Origin of the sequence: Chromobacterium aquaticum (assembly GCF_021129195.1) — a bacterium.
GTDB lineage: Bacteria > Pseudomonadota > Gammaproteobacteria > Burkholderiales > Chromobacteriaceae > Chromobacterium > Chromobacterium aquaticum.
The window spans coordinates 44552-62447 of record NZ_JAJOHW010000035.1 but is presented as its reverse complement, the minus strand read 5'-3'; the positions used below and the strand labels follow the sequence as shown (position 1 = coordinate 62447).

The 17896-nt window shown below is 51.2% G+C and carries 17 protein-coding genes and 1 pseudogene; 11 read left to right on the top strand and 7 right to left on the bottom strand.

The genetic code is table 11. The features are described from left to right. The first annotated feature begins 152 nt into the window (after positions 1 to 152). Both LQT98_RS06130 and LQT98_RS06125 read left to right on the top strand, forming a co-directional pair. Positions 153 to 2006 carry a hypothetical protein gene (locus tag LQT98_RS06130; RefSeq protein WP_231461522.1) on the top strand — a complete coding sequence of 618 codons (1854 nt, stop codon included), beginning with the start codon at positions 153 to 155 and terminating at the stop codon, positions 2004 to 2006. Continuing rightward, positions 1987 to 2445 (top strand): hypothetical protein, encoded by a 459-nt coding sequence (locus tag LQT98_RS06125; protein ID WP_231461521.1) that lies wholly within the window; start codon positions 1987 to 1989, stop codon positions 2443 to 2445. Before LQT98_RS06130 ends, LQT98_RS06125 begins: the two co-directional genes overlap by 20 nt. A 47-nt stretch (positions 2446 to 2492) precedes the next feature. Here the strand turns inward: LQT98_RS06125 and LQT98_RS06120 are convergent, their stop codons facing one another. Continuing rightward, on the bottom strand, positions 2493 to 2729 hold the full coding sequence (locus LQT98_RS06120; RefSeq protein ID WP_231461520.1) for a helix-turn-helix domain-containing protein: 237 nt from the start codon (positions 2727 to 2729) through the stop codon (positions 2493 to 2495). A gap of 834 nt (positions 2730 to 3563) precedes the next feature. Between LQT98_RS06120 and LQT98_RS06115 the strand changes: the two genes are divergently transcribed. Both LQT98_RS06115 and LQT98_RS06110 read left to right on the top strand, forming a co-directional pair. After that, positions 3564 to 4295, top strand: a complete 732-nt coding sequence (locus LQT98_RS06115; RefSeq protein ID WP_231461519.1) for a type IV toxin-antitoxin system AbiEi family antitoxin domain-containing protein — start codon at positions 3564 to 3566, stop codon at positions 4293 to 4295. 31 nt (positions 4296 to 4326) lie between these two features. Beyond that, positions 4327 to 4803, top strand: a complete 477-nt coding sequence (locus LQT98_RS06110; protein ID WP_231461518.1) for a 3'-5' exoribonuclease — start codon at positions 4327 to 4329, stop codon at positions 4801 to 4803. A 95-nt stretch (positions 4804 to 4898) separates the two neighbouring features. Here LQT98_RS06110 and ybaK read toward each other — a convergent pair whose 3' ends face one another. The 6 genes and pseudogenes from ybaK to LQT98_RS24185 form a co-directional block, all read right to left on the bottom strand. Then, positions 4899 to 5384: a Cys-tRNA(Pro) deacylase gene (gene ybaK / locus LQT98_RS06105; RefSeq protein WP_231461517.1), complete on the bottom strand. Its 486-nt coding sequence runs from the start codon at positions 5382 to 5384 to the stop codon at positions 4899 to 4901. Between the two features lie 68 nt (positions 5385 to 5452). Continuing rightward, positions 5453 to 5809, bottom strand: coding sequence for a M48 metallopeptidase family protein (locus LQT98_RS06100; protein WP_269325943.1), 357 nt, complete (start codon positions 5807 to 5809; stop codon positions 5453 to 5455). After that, a complete protein-coding gene (locus tag LQT98_RS06095; RefSeq protein WP_231461516.1) occupies positions 5806 to 8748 on the bottom strand; it encodes a type I restriction endonuclease subunit R in 2943 nt (980 codons plus the stop codon). Before LQT98_RS06095 ends, LQT98_RS06100 begins: the two co-directional genes overlap by 4 nt. Beyond that, the gene (locus LQT98_RS06090; protein ID WP_231461515.1) at positions 8745 to 10025 is read right to left on the bottom strand and encodes a restriction endonuclease subunit S; all 1281 of its coding nucleotides are present in this window, start codon (positions 10023 to 10025) and stop codon (positions 8745 to 8747) included. Before LQT98_RS06090 ends, LQT98_RS06095 begins: the two co-directional genes overlap by 4 nt. Further along, a complete protein-coding gene (locus tag LQT98_RS06085) occupies positions 10022 to 11689 on the bottom strand; it encodes a type I restriction-modification system subunit M (protein ID WP_231461514.1) in 1668 nt (555 codons plus the stop codon). The genes LQT98_RS06090 and LQT98_RS06085 overlap by 4 nt, the downstream gene beginning before the upstream one ends. 15 nt (positions 11690 to 11704) lie before the next feature. Beyond that, a pseudogene (locus LQT98_RS24185) lies at positions 11705 to 11839 on the bottom strand (helix-turn-helix domain-containing protein); the annotation flags it as partial. A 117-nt stretch (positions 11840 to 11956) separates the two neighbouring features. Between LQT98_RS24185 and LQT98_RS06080 the strand changes: the two are divergent. The 7 genes from LQT98_RS06080 to LQT98_RS24180 all read left to right on the top strand — a co-directional run bounded on the left by LQT98_RS06080 (position 11957) and on the right by LQT98_RS24180 (position 17870). Next, positions 11957 to 13117 carry a ComEC/Rec2 family competence protein gene (locus tag LQT98_RS06080; RefSeq protein ID WP_231461513.1) on the top strand — a complete coding sequence of 387 codons (1161 nt, stop codon included), beginning with the start codon at positions 11957 to 11959 and terminating at the stop codon, positions 13115 to 13117. A 5-nt stretch (positions 13118 to 13122) separates the two neighbouring features. Beyond that, a complete protein-coding gene (locus tag LQT98_RS06075; RefSeq protein ID WP_231461512.1) occupies positions 13123 to 15363 on the top strand; it encodes a ThiF family adenylyltransferase in 2241 nt (746 codons plus the stop codon). A 1-nt stretch (position 15364) separates the two neighbouring features. Further along, the gene (locus tag LQT98_RS06070; protein WP_231461511.1) at positions 15365 to 16243 is read left to right on the top strand and encodes a ComEC/Rec2 family competence protein; all 879 of its coding nucleotides are present in this window, start codon (positions 15365 to 15367) and stop codon (positions 16241 to 16243) included. After that, a complete protein-coding gene (locus LQT98_RS06065; protein WP_231461510.1) occupies positions 16240 to 16944 on the top strand; it encodes a hypothetical protein in 705 nt (234 codons plus the stop codon). The genes LQT98_RS06070 and LQT98_RS06065 overlap by 4 nt, the downstream gene beginning before the upstream one ends. A 175-nt stretch (positions 16945 to 17119) precedes the next feature. Next, the gene (locus LQT98_RS06060; protein ID WP_231461509.1) at positions 17120 to 17359 is read left to right on the top strand and encodes a hypothetical protein; all 240 of its coding nucleotides are present in this window, start codon (positions 17120 to 17122) and stop codon (positions 17357 to 17359) included. Next, a complete protein-coding gene (locus tag LQT98_RS06055; protein WP_231461508.1) occupies positions 17360 to 17662 on the top strand; it encodes a hypothetical protein in 303 nt (100 codons plus the stop codon). Then, the gene (locus LQT98_RS24180) at positions 17640 to 17870 is read left to right on the top strand and encodes an HNH endonuclease (protein ID WP_378123927.1); all 231 of its coding nucleotides are present in this window, start codon (positions 17640 to 17642) and stop codon (positions 17868 to 17870) included. Before LQT98_RS06055 ends, LQT98_RS24180 begins: the two co-directional genes overlap by 23 nt. Positions 17871 to 17896: the final 26 nt, after the last annotated feature.

The window sequence follows — 17896 nt, the reverse complement described above, 5'->3', positions numbered from 1 at the left end:
TCGCAAAATTATCGTCCGGCGTGCTGGCCTCCTTCGACAGATTTTCCCATCGTAATAAATGAAAAAATATAACAGTCAGTTATTACGGGGATTCGGTTTGGGATTTTAGTGTGTGGGCCGGAAAGGCCGTAATTATCAATTTTGGCGACGGCTTGAAAAGAATAAAAAAGGAATTTATTTCGCAAGAAAATGTTGAAATTTTGAAGCAAATTGTTGCGTGGTGGCTTTATGGTCCAGCGGCTGTGCACAATCCTATAACATTAAGGCAAAGATTCTACACAATCCGACCATTGTTCCGGTTGGCCTCAAGTCATGGAATACATGTTTCTGACTTGGTCAGATTTCCTGCTGTCGTCGACGAATTTATTGGGAATATGTCTAGCGGGGTCATGCAGGACGCCTTAGCACTACTTCATGGGTTGTGTGGGCAGCGAGATATGCTTGGATTTACATTATTAGACTTCGAAACATTGCGGAGAATAGAAGCAGCTCTACCTGAGCATGAATCTCGTCAGACTCCCTATGTTCCTCCACGTATCTGGTTATATCAAGTAAATAGGTTGCGTGACTTTCTTGATGACTTTCATTTGCATCGAGAAAGAATTGAGTCTTGCTACCATTACTGCCTTGATGCCTATGCTAAAAATTACGGATCGCTTGCTGAAGCTTGTAAAGTTGGACAAGGAGCCGAAAATAATCCTTTTTGGTCAAGTGGGAAAGGGGCTAGTTCGATTACTGGGAAAAAATACCACGGGCGCTTTATTTCAATAGCAAAAAGATTCGGTATCGATGATTTGTTGCGTAAGTGGTTAGTAATGCCAGGTGAGGAATTTGATAAAAACAAATTCTCTGTTAAATCTATGTCAACATATTTTTCTATGGTTGGCTATGTCGGAATGGCATATTTGCTTAATTTCTCATTGATGAGAATAAGTGAAGGATGGGCTTTGCGATCGAATTGTTTAATCATAGAAAATGATGAACGGTTAGGCTCATTTTACATGTTGCGTGGGAAAACGAATAAAACAATTGTGGATGATGATGCTAGATGGGTTACCTCTCCGTCAGCCAAGGTTGCAATTGATGCAATGGCATGTGTTGCTAAGCTTCGCATAATTTGTGCCGAGGCAAATCCTGACGTTCCTACTACTGATGAAGATGTTTTCAATCCTTATCTTATTCTCCGCCCATATGAGCCTTGGGGGACCACTGGAGCGGATGAGATGCATCAACCACTCACTGTTAGACCAAGTCCACTTACTTATTTACAGGTATACAGTGAAGGTTATCCTGTCTTGTTTAATGTGGAAGAGTTGCGAATAACACAAGAAGATTTTCAAATTGCACGCTTAATAAATCCTACATTGAATGCAGAGAAGTTTGCCGTTGGTCATATTTGGCCTCTCGCCTGGCACCAATTGCGCCGGACTGGTGCCGTGAATATGCAGGCATCTGGGTTAGTGTCAGATGCCTCCCTTCAATACCAGTTGAAGCATTCGACACGGGCAATGTCTCTTTATTATGGGCAGGGGTATTCACGAGTAAATCTTAATGATAAAGCACGTATCATGTACATACGAACTATGTATGAGATGCTAGGCAAGGAGATTTCGCGTCTTTTCTCCGAGCGTTATGTTAGTCCACATGGTGATAAACGCAAAGCTGAGATTCTGAGACTCGTAAATCCTAAAGAGAATCAAAAGCTTTCTGAACTAGCTAAGTTGGGTAAGATTTCGTGGAGGGAGACGCTTCTTGGAGGATGCACTAAGAAAGGCCCATGTCCGTACGGTGGAATCGATAACGTAGTGCATTGTAGCGGCGGAGATGGTAGCCCCGCATGTCCTGACGTGCTTTATGATCGAGATAAAATCAATGAAATAAATCTTTTGCGACAAGTCATCCGTTCTCGTTTGGTTGGTGCCCAGGAGGGTTCTCCTCGTAGGGCATCTCTGGAAGCACAGTTATGCGCAGTGGAGAATGTTCTGAATGTTATTGAAATCAACTGATGCTCTTCAAATGGGGCGTGCAGAGAAAGCATTCCGTGAAGCTTTTGAACGCCTGAAGCAAGGAAAGCCTGAATTGTTGCCAAAAGGGACTCTTGTTTCACAGAACAATGTGGCCAAGGAGGCTGGGTGTGTGCCCTCCGCGCTTAGAAAAGCGCGGTTCCCTAGTCTCATTGCCGAGATTCAACTATGGATTGAAGAGAATAAATTTGATCCTCCACTTTCTCCGCGACAGAAAATATTGGCTCAACGTCGTCGTAATCGCTCTTTGAAAGAAAGTATCGAAGTATTACAGGATGAGCTTGATCAAGCTCTCACTCTGCTGGTCGAGGCAGATATGAAGATACTTGAGCTAATACAGGAAAACGCTGACCTAAAAGCACTGTTGCCTAAGTCAAATGTCGTTTCTATCCATGGAAAAGGGCCCCATAAGAGTAAATGAGTTTGGGAATTGGTTGGGATCTCATGTAGTGCACGCTCGACCCTTATTCACATGGGAGGTAAGCTTTTATTGATATAAGTAAACAGCTCACCTACAGGCACCCCCAGCGTCTTTGCGAGCTTGCAAATGTTGAGTAGGGCAATGTTTCGTTGACCCCGTTCGACGCCACCTAAGTAGCTTCGCGCGATACCGCTTTCTAGCGCGAGCTGTTCTTGCGACCAGCCCTTTTGCTTACGTAGTTCCGCAAGCCTTCTGCCAAATAGCACCTGAAGGTCATGGTTCATCTTCAGCCCCTAAATGGAAAAGATGCTATGAAGATGGCCACTATCAGGCGACGCCCTATGAGTGACAAAACTGTGCTGTTAGGGCAAAATTGTCACTTATAGAGGCTATTCGTCCAATGGCTTATGAGGGGTAGTCTTGCGCAGGAAGCATGGTTGGGCGGTAGAGCCTGTCGACTACGGCAGACGAGTTGCTTTTAGCTACTGAACTAAGCGCCGAACTAAGTCCCGAGTTGTTGGCGAAACGCCATCCGCACGCATAAGGGGTGCCACTATCAACTTGAAGGGAATCATTGATGCTGCTAACGGAGCCCAGCTGGGCTGAAGCCTTACCTACACGGCGACTGATGGTTCATCCCTATTTACCGTGGCGCTGCCTAGGAATTTCCGCTGAATCGCCCTGTTTTTTGATCGGTCGTTCCCAGCCCCAGAAAGAAGAACGTGCTTTGTTGAGCAATTTTTTGGTGCCCTCGGCCGAGTATCTGCTCGAAGTTATGGCCCAAGTGAGTGACCAAGGCTATCGGGTATACCGGCTAGAGCTTGGCGAAGGTGAGGTACCTAGTAGGCTAGCACCAATATGCGCCCTCAAAAGCTACCGTGCAGGTGGTGTAATTTGGTTCAGCTATCTGGGGGAAGATGGTGTAACGCGTCCTTGCCTACCATGGCAACCACCACCTGCAGATCACACTGAGTGGACTACGGAATGGACCTATGAGCCTGTTCCTGACATCCCTGTTCGACTAAGACAACCTTGTCTCAAATGATGCATTAAATAGTCGCCATAGTTTGTAAAGATATCAATGGTAACTGGGATGATTTACGACAGCACGAGTCAGTATGGCAAATAAAGCCGTTCAACACTTGATGCAAGCCGTGCCACGAGGCCAGCCTCTCGATAATGACATGCTGCGTGATTTAGGTATTGGCTCGGTACAAGCATCTTACATGGTTAAGGCAGGCTGGTTGCAGCGACTCTCACGTGGTGCCTACTTGCTTGTAGGGGATCATCCCAGCCGAGATGGCATCATCGCTTTCTTGGCTAATCGCATCCCATGTTTGCACGTCGGTGGAAAAACTGCACTCGACTGGTATGGTGTTCGACATAACATCGCATTTCGGCAGCGCGTGGTGTTATGGGGCTGCAGCCCGTATGACTTCCCCTCCTGGGTCTCTAAGCACATGCTGTTTTCCTATCAGACCACCCAACTGTTTGATAACAGTTTTCTGCCTATGCAGGGACTAAAGTCTTTACCTAACGGTAGCCCGTATGTGCTGGTATCTGTTCCGGAGAGAGCGTTACTTGAGCTGGCGAGTGACATCGGCAAAGGACAAACATTGGAAGAAGCTCGAAATATAGTGGTAACTCTGCGCAATATACGCCCAACAGTGTTAGATCAATTTTTGTCCCATTGCAAACGAGTTAAGGTAGTAAGGCTTGTTCGGGATCTTGGCTTATGGAGTGGATACCCCTGGGGGCAGGACCTCCAGAAGCATGTTGATCGGCTTGGCTCTGGAAAGCGTTGGTCGAACAGAACCCGTGACGGGGAGCGACTTACGCTTAAGCCTTAGCTGAAATGGTCATTCAAAGTAGGGCAGATACATGCTAGTTTTTTTAGATACAGAGTTTACCGATTTTATTGATTGTGAACTTATCAGCATTGGCATGGTGAGCGAAGATGGTCAATATGAGCTTTATCTTGAAGTAAAAGACTTTGACCGTGCGAAATGTAACTATTTTGTTCAGGCTGCAGTATTGCCGAGCCTTGGGCTTATAAATGGTAGCCAAATAAGAAGGTCTGATTTAAGAGGAAGAATCCTGGAATGGTTCTCGTCATTACCGGAAGCGGCAACAGTTGCTGCAGACTCAATTCATGATAGAGATTTATTGGCTGATGTTTTAGATGGTGAATGGCCTGAAAATCTTGATAATTGGTATGATTTGCGTGAATTAACAGTTTCACCCCTCTTTGAAAAGGCCATCGCTAAATATCACTCAGCGGGAAGGCCTTGGCATCATGCGCTATTTGATGCATACGCAAATCGTGCAGGTTGGATGGCCGTATTAGCGGTATCTTAATCTGCCATCCAAAAATTTTCCCCAATCATGAAAGTGATACTGAAGTCAGTCACCACTAGCGCCTGCTTTGTCCAGTCCAACCTGGGATGGTTTGCCTACGTAATAGCTACTTCTACAATATGCGGATCAAGCAAACGAACTAATTCTTGTGGCTCTAGGGCGACTAGGTAACCACGACGGCCACCGTTAATATAAATTAGTGGTAAGTCGAGGATGGTTTTTTCAACGTAAACAGGCATTTTCTTTTTTGTGCCAAATGGGCTGGTTCCACCTACGAGGAATCCTGTATGCCGATTGGCTACCTCAGGTTTGCACGGATCAATCTTCTTGCAACCGATTTGGCGAGCCAAATCCTTTGTTGATACTTTGCAATCACCATGCATAAGTACAATCAATGGCTTTGCAGACTCATTCTCCATAATTAGTGTTTTTACGACGCAATGCTCCTCCACATTGAGCTCTCTGGAGGATACCTTTGTGCCCCCATGTGCTTCATACTCGTAGAAGTGACTGGTATAGGTCGTGCCATTTTGTCGGAGAAATTTTGTTGCGGGTGTTTCAGGAGCATGCACCGGTTTCATTATATTTTGCCTGATATGTCTATTTCTCGGTAAGCAGCAGAGTTACGGCCGCTGCTACCTGTTTTGGTTCATCTCTTCATATCCCATTGCTGCCACCCTGGCACATGTGCGCTCATCAGGGCCTTAAACAATCGTCCATGGGTCACGAACCTAAGGTGAAGGAGCTCATGTACAACTACATAGTCTTGGAAGCGTTCGTCCTGCTCGACAAGGTCTGCTGCTAGGGTAATTGTTCCAATTGAAGAGCAAGAACCCCATTTGCGTCGCATTTCCTGGACTCGTATCACTTTTGGGTTCACCCGTAGCTTTACTGCCCAAGCCATTACTCGTCGCTTAAGATCTTGTACCGGATAGAGGGAAGACCTGTGTGCCAGTTTGGACCTTCTTGATTGCCTCACGGGCAACTCCGTAGCAGCTGTTGTCATGATTCACCTCCATCGAGTAGAAGTGTCACGACCAAATCGACAACACGGGCGCGTTCGTCGGAGGAGAGTGCTAGCAGGGGTTTGTAGAGCGATGCACGGAAACGGCGTTTTTCATCCGAATTAGCTGCCGCATTGGGGAAGCGAGTTAGCAACCCTTCGGCTTCTTTTGCCAGATCCATTGCGCTGATGCCAGCATTCTTCAGTGCATTATCTTCGCGCAATGTCCAAGATACTGCGAACGCGCGGGATGAAAGACCACTTTCCAGTGCAGATTTGAGAGCGGCCTCTTTCTCGACTGCAAGAGCGGCAAGAAGGTCCATTGCGGCCAAGCCGGTAGTTTTCCGCTCTTCAAGGTCCTTCAAAATTCGCTCAGCGCGATCTTTTAACGGTTGCAGTACTGGTGCGCTCGCCGCGTTCTCGTCAATCTCTTGCTGCAGCCCGCGCACCAGATTGAACACCTTACCCTCATCTGCCCCCTTCTCTCCGCGTAATGACTCTAGCGTTTTGACATCGAACGTGACGCTCTTCGTCAGCCTTCCCAGCCCCTGCTGTGTTGCGTTCTCTTCGATCAATCGCCGGGTTTTATAGGCGAGATCGGCCACGAAGCCCACTTTCTCTGCATAGGCATTACGGACGGCAGCATAGAGTTGGCTTAAATGCTTGTACGTAGTGATGTGATCACGCAGTTCAGGTGATGGCGAAAGAATTTCCCACAACGCTTCGATCTCCTTGTAGGCCTCGAAAAAGGCCTTGCGGGCTTCTTGGGCGAGGAAGCGACCGTAGACGAGACGTTCTAGCCGCTCGTCTGCGCTGCCTCCCTGACCTGCATCTAGGTATTCCTTCTCGGCGTGGGCAATCTTCTGCTGGAAGTCGTGTAGTAGAACGTCGAGATCCTCGATCACACCGCTGACGTCGCTAGAGTCGAACTTCAGGGCCTTTTTGAGTTCCCGCAGAACACCGACGAAGTCCACCACCACGCCCACCCGTTTTTGCACGCCGTTGGCGTCGACATAGGGCCGGTTTACACGAGCGATCGATTGCAGGAGCACGTGATCTCGCATCGGCTTGTCGAGGTAAAGGCAATAAAGCAGCGGGGCATCGTATCCGGTGAGCAACTTGTCCGTCACGATGAGGATCTTGGGGTCCTCGGTCGGCTTCTTGAACAACTGCCTGACGTCTTCTTCACGTTCAGAGGATAGTTGGAGTTCTGCTACGAGTGGCCGGTCGACGACATCTGCCGCATTTTCCGTATAGACCGGTACCGACCATTCAGGTGGTAGCAGCTTATCTAGCGCCTTCTTGTACTTGGCGCAGGCCTCGCGGTTGACTGCCACTAGAAAAGCCTTATAGCCCAACGGTAATACACTCTCCTTGAAGTGCTCGGCGACGAAGGCTGCCACCTTCTCAATACGCTCGTCAGCGCATAAGAAGGTACGCAGACCCACTGCGCGGTCGAGCACCTTGTTGAGTTCCTCGATATCGGACACGCCTTCGCTATTTGCCAGCGCGAAGAATTCCTTGTCCAACTGTTCGGTCGGCACAGTCATCGTACTGGGTGCCATCACGTGCTTGATGGGAAGCGTCGTTTCGTCAGCAATGGACTCTGCAATCGAATACTTGTCGAGGTATCCGCGCTCGTCCTGGGCGCCAAAGATCTTGAAGGTTCCCTCGCCTTGTGAGGTGTGTGAGATAGGGGTACCCGTGAAGCCGATGATGGTGGCGTTAGGCACGGCAGCCATGAGGTAGGTGCCTAGGTCTTTTGCCACAGAGCGATGCGCTTCATCGATAAAAACGTAGACGTTGTCGCGGGTGCAGCTATCTTTGCGGATCGCCTCAAATTTGTGGATCATCGAGATGACAAGGCCGCGAAAATCAGCATCGAGCAGGGCCTGTAGCTCGGGTTTGTTGTTCGCCCGTTTTACCGCGATGTCTTCCTGCTGCATCTCGCCAAGCAACCGTTCGACCCAGCCCTTGAGCTGACCTTCCAGCTCCGTCCGGTCCACAACCAAAATGACCGTCGCGTTGGCGAACCGGGCCTTATCCTCGAGGATCAGCCGAGCCGCCGTAAGCAGCGTAAATGTCTTGCCGGATCCCTGGGTGTGCCAAATCAGCCCACGATTCTTGGTAGGGTCGAGACAGCGATCCAGGATAGTGTCGATTGCACGCCGCTGGTGCTGCCGCAGAATAGACTTTCGTGTCTCACCGTCTTGGACGTAAAACAGAATCCAATGCTGTAGCGTGCGCAGGAAATCGGTGCGCTCGAAGAATGCCTGTACGGCGAAGCGGTACGCCTCCTCCGGCACCTGCTTCCAGCGTGCCATGTCGCGCCGATTCACGTTCCACGTTACGCCGTACCAATAATCAAGCAGGTGTGTCACATTGAACAGTTGCGGCGTAGCCAGCAGCTCCGGCGTCTCCAGCTCGTAACGACGCAGCTGCTTGATCGCCCGCTCGATGGCGTCGCCGTCCTTGGGATTCTTGTGCTCGACGATGCACACCGGCACGCCGTTAACAACGAACATCACATCTGCGCGGTTGCCCTTACGTGCAGGAGGCTTGATCTTCCACTCCCAGGTGACGTGAAAGACGTTCGCATCGACATGCACAAAGTCGATAAGCTGGACGTGTCGATGGCGTTTCTCTGCCTCGTCATACCACTGCCGCTCGCCGCGCAGCCATGCCAACAGCTCCCGGTTGCCTTCGATTGTGGCCGGGAGGGCGTCTAAGGTCTCTACTACTGATCGTACGCTGTCTGGCGACAGCCACGGATTGAACTCGGTTAGCTTGGCTTCGAGTTCGTCGCGCAAGAAGGTGCCGGCGTCACCTCCACGTTTGGCACGGGCCACGTCCGGTGTGAGTGGTGTCCAGCCGATCTCTTCGGCGTGCTTGACCATGGGAAACTGCACCGTGCCGGCTTCGCTGATCTTGAGCATGCTCATACTTGGGATTCCTCGATCGTGGCACCTACGCTCTCTAGCGCCGACAGGTCTAGCTCTTCGCTGTTGATTTCACCCGTCATGAGCCTTTGCAGCAGTGCCATGAATAGTTCTCCCATCACATCTCGCTTCTGTTTATGCAGGTCGATCTTGCGATCGATGGTGTCGAGGAATCTTGCAATATCCCTTTGTTCTTCCAATGGGGGTTTTACGATCAGAAGGTCTCGAAGATATCCAAGATTCAGATGTGACACGTGTCCGAGTGATCCCATACCTCGCAACCGCTCATAGCAACTCAACAAGTAGTGCCACAAATATGCTGAATCCATTTCATTTGATGGCTGGATTGCCGCCGCATTCTGAGTTGTGGCTGCGGCAATTTCGAGTAAGGACACCTGTCCGCGTGTCTTTCCTTGGCCGTACATCGCCATCAACACCGTTCCCGGGGGAAATAATTTTAAGCTGTAGTCATCAATAGCTTGTTGCGATATAAACGTGTTAGCTGAGGTAATTCTGTTATTAACAACGTCAGCTGTCTTGATAAATGGGATATTGCCGTCGTAATAATGTTTATGTTTCGTAGCTGGCGTTGTTCCTGTACTAAGCGTGCATACCTTGCCAAGCTCTACCGATTCCCAGCCCTCGGGAATTAGCCCGATTTCGGTCTCCTTCTGTGGCTCGCCAAGCAGTCCCTGCGTGAACAGTTCGAGCATGGCGGACCGTTTTAGCTCCTGTGCCGCGGCCATACTTCGGTCGTGTGTCTGCATGGCGGAGCGTACACGGGCAAGCGCGGTGGCAATGGCCTTCTGTTCGGTCTGTGGCGGATGAGGCACCTCAAGTGCCGCAAGGCGATTGCGTGACAGATTGGGAATAGTCGTTTTGTTGCCAGCCCCTGCGAAGAGGCCCAGCTGCGTGAACGCCGATTGCAAGAAATAGACGTAGAAGCGTGGCTCGACATCGTCGACGAGTGGTCGCAGCCGATGAAGATGATTCTGAAACGACATGACAGTCATCTCACCGTTCCAGATGGCGGCCCGGCCGATTTCTCCTCCCTCGCAGACCAACAAGTCGCCGGGGCGCACCAGCTTGTCCGGTAGCTCATGCTCAGGGATCGTCATCTCATCGACCGTTGTCAAATCGATTTCATCCCATAGCACGTTTGAGGTCCGGAGAAACGGAGTTTTAGCCACACCGGCGCGCGCGGCGGCCGACATGGTCTTGCCCGCACCAATCTCGAACAACTCGCCGAGCGGGCGCCATGACCAGGCATCGTTCTTCATAGGCGCTCCAGCATCTTTGCTAGGGAGGCATCGACTTCTCGTGCCAGTTCATCGAGCCGAAGCATCTCGGTTACGATGTCCTTGATCGGTCTCTGCATTATTGCGTTCGCTTGCACCACCCACTTTCCCGGGCTCAGGTTGTAATCTGCCTCCTGAGCTTGTTCGATAGTGATGACCGCTAACTCGCCATCAATCTGATCGCCCTTCAGGTACATCGCAGCCAGAGTCCGGATATCTTCCTCCGGTAAATAGTTCTTTGGCCGTCCCTTGATGAAATGCTTGCTAGCGTTGAGCAGCACGATCTTGCCCTTACGGGCGGCGGGCTTACGTTTGGAGAGCACAACAATGACGCCTGCAGCGGTCGTGTTATAGAAAAGGTTCTCCGGCAGAAGGATCACTCCATCGATCAAATCGCGATCGACGAACCACTTGCGGATGTTGCGTTCCTTGTCCTCGTTCTTCGAACCCGAGCCGCGCGTGACCGCACCGGTGTCTAACACGACAGCGGCGCGACCATGCTCGTCCATGCAGGCGAGCGTGTGCTGCAGCCAAGCCCAGTCACCCTTGCCACTGGTGATGCCGCCCGTTGTACGGAAGCGGTCAAAGGGGTCGTTGGCAAATAAATCCGATGGAAACGGCTGATTCCACATCGGATTGGCAACGACGATATCATTGGTGGCCAACCGACCATCCGCATCGCGGAACTTGGGGTTGATAATCGTATCGCCGCGCGCCAGTTCCACCTCCATGTCGTGGATGATCGCGTTCATCTGCGCCACGGCATAGCTCTCTGCCTGTAATTCTTGGCCGGAGAGCTTGAGCGGCACCCTACTGGTCGGATCGAGCTCGCGGGCAACGAGCTGCAACTTGATCAGTAGCCCTGCCGAGCCGCAGGCATAGTCGTGGCAGGTTTCACCCGGCTTCGGGCGCAAGATATGCGCCATCAGGAAGCCCACTTCGGTCGGCGTGAAGAACTCGCCGGCGCTTTGGCCGGAGCCCTCCGCGAACTTGCGCAACAGGTATTCGTAGGCGCGACCAAGGAAGTCGGGCTGTACGTCGGCTAGGCCCAGCCGGTAGCGTGGATCGGAGAAGGTCTCGACGACACCGCGCAGCTTGGCCGGATTGATGTCCCGCTCTCCATTTCGTTCGGCTGCGAAATCCACTATATCGATGACGCTGGAGAGGGTCGGATTCTGCTTGACCACCGCACGTACAGCCTTTGTGAGGTGCTCGCCAATGTCTTTCGGCGCTGTGCTGCGACCTTTTTCGTCGAGTGGCCAGTCGTAGTGCTCTCGCCCGCTTATCACGGCCCAACGAGCCTCTGCGGGTAGGTAAAAGCGCAAGAGTGAGTGATCGGACTCTGCAATCTCGAGGGCGGTGGAGCGATCACCGTATTCCTCGGCCAAACGATCGATCTCGTCGTCGAATACGTCGGACAGGCGCTTGAGGAATAGCAACGGCAGAAGGTAGTCCTTGAACTTCGCCGCGTCCTTTTCCCCTCGGATGGAACAAGCTGCATCCCAGAGCATCTGCTCCATGGGCTTTGTGGTTGGGGCGGCATTTGCGCTCCGGCCAAGCCGGCGAGTGGTGGATGGAGCGGCTGCGACGGCAGTAGGCCCCCATTCGAGTTGAGCTTCCTGTATGAGCGCCTGAATGGCTGCCATTGGGGCTCTTTGGGGTTTGGAAAGTCCCCCCTCCCAGCGATTTACGGTTGCGAAAGAGACACCAAGGCGCTCAGCGAGCTGTTCCTGGGTCAGGTCAAGGTTCGCGCGGATGCTCCGGAGGAGATCTGGGATGTCGTGTAAATTTGTCATGTTTGTTATATTTGCTATAAAGTAGTATTGTGTCAAGCGGCTAGTGCTCGGCGCTTGTTGTGGCAGTCAGGCTTAAGAACTCGACTGCATTCGCTCTTCAATGGACAGGAGCAATCCATGGCAGATGTGCATCAGGTTATCTTCTACCCAGTGGGCAATGGTGACACCACGCAGATCGTCTTATCAGCAGGGCGCCGGGTACTGTTTGACTTCTGTCACCGCGACAAGTCCGAAGAGGATGACACGCCGGAAATCGATCTCAAGACGCAGCTCAAGGCGGATTTGAAGGAGGCTGATCGAGACTACTTTGATGTCGTCGCATTCACCCATGCGGACCTAGATCACATTCAGGGCAGCACCGAGTTCTTCGAGCTCCAGCACGCGAAGAAATATCAGGGCGAAGGTCGCATCAAAATCCGGGAGCTGTGGGTGCCGGCTGCGATGCTGTTAGAGGAAGCAGACAACGACCATCAAACTGAGGAATACGTCCTTCTGCGGCAAGAGGCGCGGTACCGTTTGCTGGAAGGCAAGGGCATCCTCGTTTTTTCGAAGCCTCAGGCTTTAGCCGATTGGCTGGAGCCGCTGTTGAAGGCGCGGGGGGAGTCGACTTCTGCACGTGATCATTTGTTTATTGACGCGGGCACGATCGTGCCAGGGTTTTCGCTGCCCGACGACGGGGTCGAATTCTTCTGCCATTCGCCCTTCATCAAACACTGTGATGATGGCGACATCATTCGCAACCGCGCTTCACTTATTTTCAATGTACGTTTCCATGCCGACGGTGAGTACTACGACTATCTGGAGGTAGGTGATGCCACTTGGGAAGAAATTGAAGATATCGTCTGCACCACGCGGTATCACAAGAATGACGATCGCCTCGCCTGGGACCTGTACAACATCCCTCACCATTGCAGCTATCTGGCGCTGAACGAAGAAGGCCAAAAGGGCGACAAAGAAACGGAGCCCAAGCCGCTGGTTAAGGAGCTGTTGCTGCAAGGCAAGAAGGATGCATACATCGTCAGCTGCAGCAAACCCATTCCAGATGTGAAAGATTCATATGAACAGGTCCAGCCGCCGCACATCCAAGCTCGCAAGACCTATGAGCGCTATTTGAAAGAAGTGGACGGCCGCAAATTTCTTGTGACGATGGAAGAGCCAAACGCCAAGAAACCTGAGCCGATCGTCTTCGAAATCGCAAGCGGTGGAGTTACCTGGAAACGCTCAACTTCCATTGGTGCTCCCGCCATCATCGTATCTAAGCCTCCTCGAGCAGGTTGATAGTTATGGCATACCACGAACTTGCCAACGTTGTTGTAATCGAGGACGCAGACACGCTGATCATCCCCCGTGCAAAGGCGCTACTTAAGGCGGTCCAGCATCAACGCGATTATTCGCTGGTCCAGCTCCTGCGGTATCCCATAGACGGAATGCCTACGCTCGAATGCCTCATTGTCGACGTAGAATGCGACGGCGTACCGCCCAAAAATTCATTCGGCATTCAATACCGCGAACGCCTGGCGCTGTGCGTGCCGAATGATCCCAAAAAACTGATCGAGGTCCTGGCGCTGCGCCAGGACTTCCCTTTCCTAATGCACCAGAACCAGGGTGCCCCAGGCGCGCCAGCAAGCTTGTGTTTGTATTTCGAGCCTCCTGCCGCAGTCATGCGTACTTGGACGCCATTGGCGTTTCTTCGCCGCATTCAATGGTGGTTAGAGAAGAGCGCACGTGGCGAGCTGCATCCAGCAGATCAACCGGTTGAGCATTTGTTTTTCGCTAGCAAGTATGAGCTTGTTTTGCCGTGGAATCTTGAGGAACTTCGCAAGAATCCTGTTCTTCGCTTCGGTGTTGTCCGTCGACCTGAGCGTTCTGACGGAGGCCTGACTTGTTTTCTGGAGGCCATCCCTGATGGTGGAGCCAAAGCGAAGACGACGGCACACATCGAGTTGACGCTACCACCGATCGTGCACGGTTTTGTCGAACGTGATCCCGTGACTCTGGGGCAGTTGGCTGACCTGCTGTCGAGGCGAGAGGTCGACCTGATCTCGCCCTTGCGGTTAGCGTTACAGGAACGCGTTCCAGAATCCGGCACCGCAGCGTCCGCCGACGATAATGGTGCCGTCATCTTGCTGCACATTCCTTTATGCAGAGAAGCCTCTGCTGAACCAGACGGAGTCGCGCATCGTGCGTTTTTGGTGCCGGTCGGTGCATTGGAGCTGGGCGTTGCTATCGGCGCGCTGCTCATACACGAGAAACGCTATTACAAGGACATGATGAATGTCCAGGTGCCAATGACCTGGCAGGAACAGCCCATACTTCCCATGAATGTGCTGATGCAGAATGACGCTGCAGCGGCGAGATTGCAATCTGGGATTGAGGATGGGGGGGCTGCAGGTGTACTGATTGGTGCCGGTTCGCTAGGTAGTGCGCTGCTTAATTTATGGGGGCGCAGTGGTTGGGGACGTTGGACCGTTATCGATGTGGACCACGTAAAGCCGCACAATCTGTCACGGCATTCGGCTTACGCGCAGCATATTGGCGAGAGTAAGGCGACGGTCGTCGCAGAGTTGCACGCAGCCATAATGGAAGGCGCAACTGAGATTCTTCCTTTGGTCGCTGATGCTTGTGACTTCACGCAGGAGCCGGTCTCACATGCCTTCAACGGCTCAGCTCTAGTAGTCGATGCTTCAACTTCTCTGGAATACCCACGAGCCGCTAGCACTAGCGATGTGTTACCACGACACATCTCAGTTTTTGTTACGCCAAATGGAATTGCAGCGGTATTGTTGTCCGAAGATGTGAAACGAACGATACGCTTGCGCTCACTCGAAGCGCAGTATTATCGCGCATTGATCCAATCGGATTGGGGGCGAGACCATCTAACCGGCCACACGGGCACGTTTTGGAGCGGAGCCAGTTGTCGTGACATTTCGGTAGTGATGCCCTATTCACGCATCCTAAACCATGCCAGCACACTTGCCGAACAGATTCAGATGGCTGCAGTGCGTGAGGATGCCTTGATTCGAATATGGCAACGCGACCCTCTGTTGGGTGGCGTAGAAGTGCATGACGTCCGGGCCATGCCTGAGCAGCGAATCACGCTCGGTGAGTTCGATCTGTTCATTGATGGCGGTTTAGAGCAGCAATTGCGAGACTGGCGTCAACAAGGCTTCCCTAATGAAACCGGTGGTGTGTTGCTCGGTTACTATGATTTCAACATAAAAGCCGTCATGGTCGTTGCTGCGCTGCCGGCTCCACCTGACAGCAAAGCTAGCCCCAGGTCTTTCGAACGCGGCATCATGGGCCTAGCCAAGGCTGTCAATGACGCCGCTACACGAACTGCAGGCATGGTTGGATACATCGGCGAATGGCACAGCCATCCACCGGGTCACTCTGCCGCGCCGAGTCAGCACGATCTCTTTCAACTCATTCATCTGGCTCTCGGCATGGCCGATGACGGGCTGCCTGCGGTTCAGCTTATTGTGGGCGAACACGACCTGCAAGTGCTGCAAGGTGCGGTGAAGTGATATGTCCGGCGAGATGATTCTGAAAATATGGGACGTGCAACATGGTGCCTGTGCCATGCTCACGCACAGATCGAGTTACGGCGAGGAAGGCCGCCTGGCGATGATCGACTCTGGCGACAACAGCGACACGGGCTGGAAGCCGAGTGCTTACATCAAGCACTATCTAAATCGCAGTGCATTGGACTACTTGTTCGTGACTAATGCGGACCTCGACCACATCAGTGATTTGAACAATCTGTGGCGCGAGGGGATTACGGTTTTAAACTTCTACCGAAACCGCAGTGTGTCGCCGGAAGCACTGAGGCTCATTAAAGAGGCCAGTGGTGAGCTGACCGAAGATATTGAGCGATATTTAGATCTTCACGCCGGCTACGTTTATCCTGTGGACGCACCATTCGATCAAAGCATGGGCGGCATTACGACCAAAACCTTTTACAACAATTATCCGCGCTTCGATGACACCAACAATCTGAGCCTGGCGGTGTTCTTCAAGTTCGGAGCTTTCAAAATACTGTTTCCGGGGGATATGGAAAAAGACGGCTGGCTTGCGCTGCTCGAACAGCCAGCGTTTCGGGCTGAGCTGATTGATACGACTGTGCTTGTCGCATCTCATCATGGGCGCGAAAACGGTTATTGTGCTGAGCTGTTCAACTACTGTCATCCACGTGTGGTTGTAATGTCAGATAAAGCCATAGTCCACGATACCCAGAGGATGACACAGACCTACCGCCAGCGCGTGATTGAGTACTGGCCGAACGGTATCCAGGTCGCCTCAACGGGAAAGCAGCGCCACGTACTTACAACACGCCGTGATGGTTGGATTCAATTCAATGTCAACGATCGCGGCGACTTCACGATCTATACCGAGCGTTTGGGATGAAAGACACCAAAGACTACAGTAGCAAAACGTTGAAAGGCCGCAATCTTACTTGGATGGTTGCGACGCTCGTTCTTGATGTCCTTGTGCTCCTGGTTCTGGCGTTCCATACAGCGTTTGAGGATCTGACGCCGACACGAGTGGCCGCCATCCGCGCTAGTCTAACCGCGTTGCTGCCCATCCCTGTTTTGATCTTCTCTTCGCTCATCTCGGCGGATCATAAGGCCATCCTCGTGTTTTGGCGCTTCCAACATCCACTGCCGGGTTCGAGGGCTTTCTCGGTTCACGCGCCGGCCGATCATCGAATCGACTTGGCGCAGTTGAGGGCGAATGTGGGAGAGTTTCCGGTAGGCGAGAGAGACCAGAACTCGAAATGGTACGGACTCTATAAGCAAGTTGATTCGGATCCCTCTGTTGTAGACAGTCATAAAAACTATCTTCTATTCCGTGATATTGCCGCGATGTCTCTACTGCTCGTGCCCGTGTTACCGGTGGTGATGTATTTCAGCGGCGTGGATTTCAAGCGTATCCTGATTTCGCTTGCCTGGTTCTTTGGGCAGTATTTATTGACAGCGATTGCTGCTCGAACGACTGGGATTCGCTTTGTCCAGAACGTCCTTGCTGTTCATGTGAGCCAGAGCATCACCCCAAGAAAGTCGAGTGGATCTTCTTCATCTAGCCGAGAGGTAAGAGGGGAGAAATGATAATATCATATAAATATAGGCTCGGTGTTGCACAAGCCAGATAGATGGCGTGCCTGGGGGGTTGAGGTGGTATAGTTATAGAGGGGGCGATGTGCGTATAAATTTTGTTAGGCTCAATCCCAAGTATAAATTAAATGGCAGGTTGTTTGTTTACTCAAGTGAAAGATAACAAATCATGGGCATGAAAATTAAGTTAGAAATTCTAGAAAACGGAGATGAAATTGTCGGATTCTCGGAAGGCCGGCTTGCAGTAAAAAAGAGTAATGGCGAATTGGAGATATTCTCATTGTCTTTCGATGAAAATAACATTCCAAGAGTGCATGAGAGAAGTGTTCTAGTTACATTTAAAAGTGGTTCAGCAAAGAAGGTTTCTGTTGTTGATGACGATGGCGATTTTGAAATCGGCTCTTTTTAAATGGGGCCAAATATGCCATGCTCAATTTGCGGAAAAGATGGACACAATGCGAAGACCTGTAATGAAAAACAGCATCCTACAGTTGGCGATACTCATGCCTTATGGGTGAAATTTGATAAAATAACAGGAAAAGAAGCGAGTGAATTATTGAAAGCAATTATCGACATAAAAGAAGAGATTGCACCGCATGCCAGAGGTACCTTTGCCAAAGGCGCGAAAAAAGAAATGCCTCAAAAAATCGCTGAGGCGTTACGATTGAGCGAAAATAATACTGCCGACGATGAGCCAAAGAAGATCGAATAAGCATATAAGTGCTCAGAAAACTGGTAAAGAATTAGATGCCTATATCTGCTTTTTTTGCAACAAAGTTGATAGGGGGAATCATGGACATCATATTATACTGTTTTCTGAAAATGGGAGCGCCTCAATTGATAACATCATAACATTATGCCCAGAATGTCATCGCGAGTATCATGCTGGTCGTATAAAAATTGATATTGGCAGGTTTTAATAATTTTAATTTAATCTTTAAAAATC